At 38.0% G+C, this 9,141-nt stretch carries 10 protein-coding genes and 1 pseudogene; 8 read left to right on the top strand and 3 right to left on the bottom strand.

The window, feature by feature from the left end:
- Window positions 1–1,222 (bottom strand): annotated as a pseudogene (locus BN338_RS06555) (PAS domain S-box protein); the annotation flags it as partial.
- Window positions 1,223–1,430: 208 nt separating this feature from the next.
- Between BN338_RS06555 and BN338_RS06550 the strand changes: the two are divergent.
- Window positions 1,431–1,907, top strand: coding sequence for a flagellar biosynthetic protein FliO (locus BN338_RS06550; RefSeq protein WP_039760247.1), 477 nt, complete (start codon window positions 1,431–1,433; stop codon window positions 1,905–1,907).
- A 51-nt stretch (window positions 1,908–1,958) separates the two neighbouring features.
- Here the strand turns inward: BN338_RS06550 and dksA are convergent, their stop codons facing one another.
- Window positions 1,959–2,375, bottom strand: a complete 417-nt coding sequence (dksA, locus tag BN338_RS06545; RefSeq protein WP_039760246.1) for an RNA polymerase-binding protein DksA — start codon at window positions 2,373–2,375, stop codon at window positions 1,959–1,961.
- 301 nt (window positions 2,376–2,676) lie between these two features.
- A complete protein-coding gene (locus BN338_RS06540) occupies window positions 2,677–3,210 on the bottom strand; it encodes a flavin reductase (protein WP_039760254.1) in 534 nt (177 codons plus the stop codon).
- Between the two features lie 145 nt (window positions 3,211–3,355).
- On the opposite strand from BN338_RS06540, the gene rpe reads away from it, so the two are divergent.
- The 7 genes from rpe to BN338_RS06505 all read left to right on the top strand — a co-directional run.
- A complete protein-coding gene (gene rpe, locus BN338_RS06535) occupies window positions 3,356–4,042 on the top strand; it encodes a ribulose-phosphate 3-epimerase (protein WP_039760245.1) in 687 nt (228 codons plus the stop codon).
- Window positions 4,042–5,346, top strand: a complete 1,305-nt coding sequence (gene purB / locus BN338_RS06530; protein WP_039760244.1) for an adenylosuccinate lyase — start codon at window positions 4,042–4,044, stop codon at window positions 5,344–5,346. Before rpe ends, purB begins: the two co-directional genes overlap by 1 nt.
- A gap of 67 nt (window positions 5,347–5,413) precedes the next feature.
- Window positions 5,414–5,962 carry an RBBP9/YdeN family alpha/beta hydrolase gene (locus BN338_RS06525; RefSeq protein ID WP_039760243.1) on the top strand — a complete coding sequence of 183 codons (549 nt, stop codon included), beginning with the start codon at window positions 5,414–5,416 and terminating at the stop codon, window positions 5,960–5,962.
- A gap of 173 nt (window positions 5,963–6,135) precedes the next feature.
- Entirely contained in the window at window positions 6,136–6,900 is a 765-nt protein-coding gene (gene purC, locus BN338_RS06520) for a phosphoribosylaminoimidazolesuccinocarboxamide synthase (RefSeq protein ID WP_039760242.1), read from the top strand.
- 96 nt (window positions 6,901–6,996) lie between these two features.
- On the top strand, window positions 6,997–7,236 hold the full coding sequence (gene purS / locus BN338_RS06515) for a phosphoribosylformylglycinamidine synthase subunit PurS (RefSeq protein ID WP_012231894.1): 240 nt from the start codon (window positions 6,997–6,999) through the stop codon (window positions 7,234–7,236).
- A gap of 11 nt (window positions 7,237–7,247) precedes the next feature.
- Complete coding sequence (purQ, locus tag BN338_RS06510; protein ID WP_039760241.1) at window positions 7,248–7,919, top strand: phosphoribosylformylglycinamidine synthase subunit PurQ; 672 nt, start codon at window positions 7,248–7,250, stop codon at window positions 7,917–7,919.
- A 293-nt stretch (window positions 7,920–8,212) separates the two neighbouring features.
- On the top strand, window positions 8,213–9,141 hold a 929-nt coding region (locus tag BN338_RS06505; protein WP_039760240.1), incomplete at its 3' end, for an AIR synthase related protein.

Below are 9,141 nucleotides of genomic sequence, written 5' to 3'. Positions count from 1 at the left end.
AATTTTCTGAAATGCACGCTCTAACTGACCCCCAATCACGCCGAGAAATAATATCATAAAAATTGATCGTTTTATCCCTACATTCCATGAGTGATGAAAAAGTATTATTCATGTGAATCAATTGCCCTTGCCGATTTACCACGGCTATTGCAAAAGGACTCGCATCAAAATATTCACCTAATATACGAGGTAATTTTGATTGATCATTCTCTTCTTTTTCTTTTTGTATTTGTTGTGGAATAACCACAATACGATAAACAGCTTCCTCCTCTAAGAGAGAAGAAGCAGAGATAAAACAATGAAATATTTTCTCACAAGTCGTCCATGAATTTAAACATAACGAAAATCTATGGGGTACAGAATAACCTGAACTTTGATATCTGTTTGTTTGCAAACAAATATCACTCCATGAGCTCTTAGCGCCAACGCTCTCAAATAATGGATCAAAATGATATTGACCAACCGAAAAATTTGCTAAATCAATTGAGAACCATTCGGCAAAAACCGCATTGGCATAAAGAAGAGTGCCTTGTGTATTAACTGATACAAAACCAACAGGAGCTTGATCCAAATGATTAATCGCCTCTTGAAGGTTAGAGAAAAAAACTTCCCGCGTTTGTTGTAAATGCGAAATATCAGTAATACGCCATAGTAAAAGCTTTTTCTTCCGTTTTGTAATAGGTTGAACAGAGATATTATACCAAACGGATCTTTTGTGTGTAGAATCGATAAAAATTGGTTGCTCTACTCTTAACTCTTCTTGCGCTGAGCGATTATTACAAGCTGCAACTTTTAAGCGATAGGCAAGTGCACCAGCTCCTGGAAGATCAGCAATAACCCTATAACAAGACTCTTCAGGCTTATAGGTCAGAATTTTTTGATAGTTTTGATTAGAATAATAAACAAAACCAGAAAGATCAGAGATGACAATTGCATCATCGCTCCTATTAAAGATGCTAAAATCAAAATCTTCAGGCAACCACAATGCACGGTATCTTAAAATTCCCATTCCACTTAAAACGAGTGTTGCAACACCTATAATTGCTAGAATTAAAAAAGATCCTACCACCACCTTTTGCAAATAGCTTTGTGGATAAAAAAAATCTAAGATGCCTACAATGAAAAAGAAAACTAAGATAAAAACAACACCGAAAATCACAACGCCCCGACGAACAGAAGACGAAGACGCTGATCTTTCATTATTCTCAAAACCTTTATCCATCTCTCTTTGCCTTAGATTTAGCTATTTCTTATACCAAGAAACTTCCTTTATATTCATTGTTATAAAATATATACTATGATATTATCTTTTTAAGAAAGCTCACTTAAAGAGTTTATTTCTGATCTTTGAAGTAAATCTTTTAAGGGTATGTTTATAAATTTATCTCAATAAAAAATGATAATTTCCATACCAAAATGGGAGAAAAACCATGTATATCTGGTTATCAGACCAAATCGGTGTACCTGCTGCCAATATAACGATAAGTTTTTTGTTTTTTATAATAATAATCACAGTTATTACCATAATTATCTTGTTTTTACGCCATTTAACTACGAGAAGATTCAAGATTAATAGAAAAAAAAATCTATCACGATTAGCATTGTGTGATGCAATTTCTATAGATCGAACACGCCGCCTTGTTTTAGTCCGTTGTGATAATAAAGAACACTTGCTTCTTATCGGCGGATTAACAGATGTGGTTGTAGAATCCGATATTACCAACACATCCAGAATACAAAAGAGAGAAATACACACCCATCCCACCCCACCCTTTACAGAAATAAATGATACGCCAGATAAAAGCTCTTCTTCTTTTACGAATCAAGCAATAAAAGATTCAGCAATCACAGCTGAAATTGAAGGGAGGCAAGAACCATCTTTATTTATTCCCACCCCTCCAAAATAAAACATATAATTTTATCACTACGAACTTCGTTTGTTTATCGCTCGAATGATTTTAATCATCACGATAAACTTTTTCGCGTCGTTCGTGACGTTCTTGTGCCTCCAACGACAAAACGGCAATCGGCCGCGCCTCAAGACGCTTTAAACTAATGGGTTCACCGGTTTCTTCACAAAAACCATATGTCCCATTATCAATTCGCTCCAAGGCAGCATCTATTTTTGAAATAAGTTTTCTCTGACGATCACGAGCACGTAATTCAATTGTACGATCAGTTTCACAAGATGCCCTATCAGTTAAATCAGGTTGAGCAACATTCTCTTCCTGCAAATTCTCCAAAGTCTCACGCGCTTCTTTTAAGATATCATTCTTCCAAGAAACCAATTTAGCACGAAAATACGCCTTTTGCCGCTCATTCATAAAAGGCTCATCTTCACTAGGGCGATATTGACCATCAATCTCTTCGCTCATGCAATAAAAAACCTCCACATCTGCTCTGTGGGGTCTATATATTGTGCAATACACAACAGCACAAGAGTAAAATGTTTTTTCATAAGAATCTACAAATATATCTAAATACGCTGTTTAGTCTTGATATCTTTTTTGATTTCAAGTTGGACTCTTGATCAAAGATCATCAAAAAATCATCTTTCTCATGTATCGAGAAACCTCAAAAAGAAGAGAATTCACAAATATCAGAGCCCTCTCCCTCCTCCTTCTTCAGCGCACTAAAATTTAAACGGAGCATCAATAATGCAAAAAATAAAAATCTTTATAAAGGTAAAGTATGATATCCACGATTCAAATACATTAAAGCATCTTTTCCGTGACTACAGTTGATTGCAACAACTTCACCAATCAATACACAATGGGTTGCATGCTCATGCCAACAAATCAAACGACAATCAAAAGATGCTAAAGCATCTGAAAGACTAGGCGCTCCCGTCTGCAAAGTCCCCCATTGTGCAACATCAAAGCGCTCATTTTGTGGAACATTGCAACGCCCTGAAAAAATATCCGCTAATGGACGATGTTTTCCTGCCAAGCTATTAACACAAAAAATCCCATTCTCCATAAATACATGATTCTTCAGATTATGGCGCATGAGACAAACAAGAAGAGTTGGGGGATTATCTGATAAAGAACAACACGCCGAAACGGTCACCCCGCGCTTTCCCTTAATGCCATCTGTTGTCACAATATGTACAGCACCTGCAAAATGGCTCATAGCATCTCGATATTCTTGCGAAGAAGCGGTAATATTATGTTGAATTTGAGGCATCAACCATGTTTTATGATTCGACATATCTTTCATTTATAAAACTTTAAAATTTCAAGCGATCTTTCTATAACAAAGATCTATAATACGTATTTTTCTTTTTTGTCATAACACAAAAGATATTTGTGTATACATGGCGACGTGATAAAAACAGCCAATCAAGGAGATTTTTATGCCCCATTCTCTTCTCATTTCACCTTCTCTCTTGGCTTCTGATTTTTCTAAACTTGGACAAGAAATATTAGATGTTGTTGATGCTGGTGCAGATTGGCTTCATCTTGATATCATGGATGGGCACTTTGTTCCTAACATCACCTTTGGCCCTGAAATCATCAAGGCTCTGCGTCCATTAACCAAAGCAATATTCGATGTCCACCTGATGATCAAACCTGTTGATCCTTATTTGGAAGCTTTTGCAAAAGCTGGGGCAGATATTATAACCATTCATGCTGAAGCAAGTCCCCATCTTCATCGTTCACTCCAAACAATCAAAGCAATGGGGAAAAAAGCAGGCATTGCACTCAATCCAAGCACTCCTGAACACGTCCTTGAATATTTGCTTGATCAATTGGATCTCATCCTCATTATGACGGTCAATCCCGGTTTTGGTGGGCAAAATTTTATTCCAGAAATAAAAGATAAAATTAAGCGTGTTAAAAGCATGATTGCAAACCGCCCTATTGATCTTGAAGTTGATGGTGGAATCACCGTTGATACAATTGGAATAACTGCAAAAGCTGGTGCAAATGTATTTGTCGCAGGCTCTGCAATTTATAAAAATGGAAACAAAGAGCTTTACAAAACACGCATGAGTGCATTGCGCCAAGCCGCAATCCTCTCACAACAAGGAAAAAAATGATGATCGCACGCTATTCCCGCCCTGAAATGGTAACAATTTGGTCTCCTGAAACGAAATATCGTATTTGGTTTGAAATTGAAGCCCATGCCTGTGATGCCCTTGCTCAACTAGGGGTTATTCCGAAAGAAGCAGCTCAGATCATTTGGGAAAAAGGAGCAGCCGCTGAATTTGATGTCAATCGTATTGATGAAATTGAAGCCATTACCAAACATGATGTTATTGCATTTCTAACCCATCTTGCTGAATTCATTGGACCAGAAGCACGTTTTATTCACCAAGGCATGACATCATCTGATGTTCTCGATACAACGCTGAGCATTCAATTAATGCGTGCAAGTGATATCTTGCTCAAGGATATAGACCAACTTCTTGAAGCTTTAAAAAGACGTGCTTTTGAACATAAAGAAACCATCACCATTGGGCGAAGTCATGGCATTCACGCTGAACCAACAACATTTGGAGTCAAATTTGCTCTCGCATACGCTGAATTTACTCGTTGTCGCAAACGTCTTCTTGCTGCACGTGAAGAAATTTCTACTTGCGCAATTTCAGGAGCTGTAGGAACTTTTGCCAATATCGATCCACGCGTTGAAGAACATGTCGCAAAAGCTTTAGGAATGCGTGCCGAACCCGTTTCCACTCAAATTATACCACGGGATCGTCATGCTATGTTTTTTGCAACACTGGGTGTTATCGCGTCCTCGATTGAAAGGTTAGCGATAGAAATACGCCATTTACAGCGAACAGAGGTTTTCGAAGCAGAGGAACATTTCTCTCCAGGGCAAAAAGGTTCATCGGCAATGCCTCATAAACGGAATCCAGTTTTAACAGAAAATTTAACGGGGTTAGCCCGTATGGTCCGTGCATTTGCACTCCCTGCCATGGAAAATGTAGCACTTTGGCATGAACGCGATATTTCTCATTCATCTGTCGAACGTTATATTGGTCCTGATGCAACAATTACACTTGATTTTGCTCTTTCTCGCCTCACATCGGTCATTGAAAATCTCATTGTCTATCCGGAAAACATGCAAAAAAATCTCAATAAATTCCGAGGTCTTGTTCATTCACAACGGGTACTTTTAGCACTCACACAAGCAGGAATAAGTCGTGAAGATTCGTATCGAATCGTACAACGAAACGCGATGAAGGTTTGGGAACAAGGAAAAGATTTTTTAGAAGAATTGCTCAACGACAAAGATGTTAGTAAAGCTTTAAGTGAAGCAGAGCTTCGAGAAAAATTTGACCTTTCTTACCACACCAAACATATCAATACGATTTTTAAACGTGTTTTTGAACAATAATCAACATAGAAAGCCCCAATTTATTCCACCTATGATCAAAAACCTATTGTAACAAAGAAAACAATTTATGAAAGCAAATCAACTCGATATTCTTATTGTTCCTGGCTACAAAGGATCTGGTCCAGATCATTGGCAAACACGCTGGGAAAAAAAATTATCCACAGCTCGTCGTATTGAACAAGCCCATTGGTCAAAGCCTGTTTGTGACGAGTGGGTTAATGAAGTTAAAACCGCCATCACACAAGCTCAAAGGCCTGTTATGATTATTGCTCATTCATTAGGCGTTCCTGCCGCTATTCATGCAACTATACAAAATGCGGAAAAAGTTTGTGGCGCTTTCTTTGTTGCACCTCCTGATGTTGCCAATGAGAAAATACGTCCCAAACATTTAATGACGTTTGGCCCCTATCATCGTCAAAAGTTGCCTTTTCCTTCTATTGTCATCGCCAGCCGCAATGATGAATTTTGTCAATTTTCAGTAGCAGAAAAAATTGCCAATAACTGGGGCTCACTCTTTGTTGATGCTGGGTATTCTGGGCATATCAATGCAGAATCTGGACACGGACCTTGGCCTGAAGGGCTTATGGTCCTCTCTCACTTTCTTGCAAAAATTTGATCCAAAAGAGTTAATCTTTTTTCTCGTCGTCTCTGCATCTCCGCCTGTGGAAAGACGTATCATGACAAAAATTATAAAAGTATCATAGCAATATCATTGAGAATTTCTACCAATTAGGATAGTATCACTTACTAATGTTATTAAAAACCTCTCAAGATAAATAGAGAATCATAATGAATCGTCGCCACCGTATTTATGAAGGCAAGGCCAAAATTTTATATGAAGGACCTGAACCAGGAACGTATATTCAATTTTTTAAGGATGATGCTACAGCCTTTAATGCCAAAAAACATGAAATTATCGATGGGAAAGGGGTTTTAAACAACCGAATTTCGGAACATATTTTTAGCCATCTTGGACGTTTGGGCATCCCAACACATTTTATCAAACGCATAAATATGCGCGAACAGCTTATTAAAGCGGTGGAAATTATTCCATTGGAAGTTGTTGTTCGAAATGTTGCAGCCGGCTCTCTTGCTAAACGTTTAGGATTAGAAGAAGGAACTCCACTCCCACAATCCATCATTGAGTTCTACTATAAAAATGATTCTCTCGATGACCCCATGGTGACAGAAGAACATATCACTGCTTTTGGATGGGCAGTCCCACAAGAAGTAGAAGATATCATGCAACTTTCAATTCGTATTAATGATTTTCTTTCTGGGCTTTTTGCCGCAGTTAACATCCAATTAATTGATTTTAAAATGGAATTTGGTCGCCTGTGGGAAGATGAAACAATGCGCATTGTTCTTGCTGATGAAATTTCACCTGATTCTGCGCGACTATGGGATATGCAAACACGAGAAAAAATGGATAAAGATCGTTTTCGTCGTGATATGGGGGGACTTATTAATGCCTATCAAGAGGTTGCTAAACGCCTTGGTCTTATGAATGAAAATGAACCAACTCGGCCAAGTGGTCCCGTCTTGGTAAAGTAAAAAAACGTATCAAGTAAACACAAGGTAAAATAATTACTGCCTTCTATAAATATACCTCTTCAAAGAAGAGGTTCTTTTAACAACAGGAAGCAAAAAATGAAAGCACGCATTACAGTTACTTTAAGAGAAAGTGTCCTTGATCCACAAGGAGAAGCTATTGTCGGTGCTTTAAAAAGTTTAGCTTTCGAAGGTATTCACTCCATTCGTCAAGGAAAAGTTTTTGATATTGTTCTTGATGACCAACCTTCTGAAACCGCAAAGAAAAAACTTGAGCAGATGTGTGAAGAGTTACTCGCAAATACTGTCATTGAAAATTATACTATTGAACTGCTTTAAGTGAAACGCTCATGAAAACTGCCATCATTCAACTTCCTGGATTAAATCGCGACCAAGATATGGTTGCAGCATTGCATCATATAACAGGAATTGAGCCACTCAAAATTTGGCAAACAGAGACAACAATTCCAGATGTAGATGTTATTATTATTCCTGGGGGTTTTTCTTATGGTGACTACTTAAGATGTGGTGCTATTGGAGCGCGAACCCCCGTCTTAAAAGCTATTCGTGAAAAAGCACAAGAAGGTATTACTATCATAGGTATTTGTAATGGATTTCAAATTTTGTTGGAAGCTGGATTGCTCCCTGGAACTTTAATGCGTAATGCTTCCTTGAAATTTGTTTGTCGTGAAGTCAAACTTGAAGTTGTTAATGCCAAGACAAAATTTTCTCGATATTATTCTAAAGGACAGATTATTCGTTGTCCTGTTGCCCATCATGATGGAAATTACTTTGCTGACAATGAAACATTAAAACAGATGGAAGACAATGAACAAATTGTTTTTCGCTACGCAGAAAATACAAACCCTAACGGCTCAATAAAAAATATTGCTGGTATTGTTAATAGAGCTGGTAATATTCTTGGTATGATGCCCCATCCTGAAAACTTTATTGAACCCGCTCATGGAGGGAGTGATGGTCGTTTACTTTTTCAAAGTGTTTTAGAATTAGTCAATGGATGATGCGGCAAAAATTCTTGTCCTTTATAATTGTAAAAACGAAGATCTCTATCATTTCTCGCTTTGTGAATCTATGAACAAAATTCTATACACATAACCATGGAGATTATTCTCTAAACATATAATTATTTAAGATTGTTTTTTGGTCTTGAAATTCATCCAACCAAACGAATAACATCTTCAGCTTAGAGCCTATGAATATTTTAATGATTAAACCACGTAGTTTTCCATAATCTAAGTTGCTAGATTAAAAAATTAAAATGCTAAATTTCGATTAATTTGACGGATAAATACTCATGAATCCTTGCAATAACATCACAATTACACCAGAGCTCATTGCACAACACGGCCTAAAAGAGGATGAATATCAACGTATTCTAACGTTAATCGGGAGAGAACCAACATTTACTGAACTGGGAATTTTTTCTGCAATGTGGAACGAACATTGTTCCTATAAATCTTCTAAAAAATGGCTCAAAACTCTTCCAACAGAAGGGAAGTGTGTCATTCAAGGGCCTGGTGAAAATGCTGGTGTTGTCGATATTGGTGAAGGACAATGTGTTGTTTTCAAAATGGAAAGTCATAACCATCCTTCTTATATTGAACCTTATCAAGGGGCGGCGACAGGTGTCGGTGGTATTTTGCGTGATGTCTTTACAATGGGCGCCCGTCCTGTTGCAGCGATGAATGCATTGCGTTTTGGTGCTCCAGATCACCCCCGAACACGCCATCTTGTTGCTGGCGTTGTTTCTGGAATAGGGGGTTACAGCAATTCTTTTGGTGTTCCAACGGTTGGTGGAGAAGTCAATTTTGATGAACGTTATAATGGCAATATCCTCGTTAACGCTTTTGTCGCTGGGATTGCAAAGACAGATGCCCTTTTTTATTCTAAAGCACAAGGCATAGGACTCCCTGTTGTTTATCTTGGTGCAAAAACAGGGCGAGATGGTGTCGGTGGAGCCACAATGGCTTCTGCTGAATTTGATGATTCAATCAGTGAAAAACGCCCAACCGTTCAAGTCGGCGATCCTTTTACAGAAAAATGCCTTCTTGAAGCATGTTTAGAGCTCATGGAACTTGGAGCCGTGGTTGCTATTCAAGATATGGGGGCTGCAGGTCTCACCTCTTCTGCCGTTGAAATGGGTGCAAAAGGAAATCTAGGAATACAGCTTAATCTCGATACAGTTCCCGTTCGTGAAGAAAACATGACAGCCTATGAAATGAT

This window comes from Bartonella queenslandensis AUST/NH15, from assembly GCF_000312585.1.
GTDB classification, from domain to species: domain Bacteria; phylum Pseudomonadota; class Alphaproteobacteria; order Rhizobiales; family Rhizobiaceae; genus Bartonella; species Bartonella queenslandensis_A.
The sequence above is the reverse complement of the archived record's forward strand: the minus strand, read 5'-3'. Positions and strand labels throughout refer to the sequence as shown.

What these genes read in the sequence shown, in the direction of transcription:
- BN338_RS06550 (WP_039760247.1), top strand. Translation starts at nt 1,431, where the DNA reads ATGTATATCTGGTTATCAGACCAAATCGGTGTACCTGCTGCCAATATA.
- dksA (WP_039760246.1), bottom strand. Translation starts at nt 2,375, where the DNA reads ATGAGCGAAGAGATTGATGGTCAATATCGCCCTAGTGAAGATGAGCCT.
- BN338_RS06540 (WP_039760254.1), bottom strand. Translation starts at nt 3,210, where the DNA reads ATGTCGAATCATAAAACATGGTTGATGCCTCAAATTCAACATAATATT.
- rpe (WP_039760245.1), top strand. Translation starts at nt 3,356, where the DNA reads ATGCCCCATTCTCTTCTCATTTCACCTTCTCTCTTGGCTTCTGATTTT.
- purB (WP_039760244.1), top strand. Translation starts at nt 4,042, where the DNA reads ATGATCGCACGCTATTCCCGCCCTGAAATGGTAACAATTTGGTCTCCT.
- BN338_RS06525 (WP_039760243.1), top strand. Translation starts at nt 5,414, where the DNA reads ATGAAAGCAAATCAACTCGATATTCTTATTGTTCCTGGCTACAAAGGA.
- purC (WP_039760242.1), top strand. Translation starts at nt 6,136, where the DNA reads ATGAATCGTCGCCACCGTATTTATGAAGGCAAGGCCAAAATTTTATAT.
- purS (WP_012231894.1), top strand. Translation starts at nt 6,997, where the DNA reads ATGAAAGCACGCATTACAGTTACTTTAAGAGAAAGTGTCCTTGATCCA.
- purQ (WP_039760241.1), top strand. Translation starts at nt 7,248, where the DNA reads ATGAAAACTGCCATCATTCAACTTCCTGGATTAAATCGCGACCAAGAT.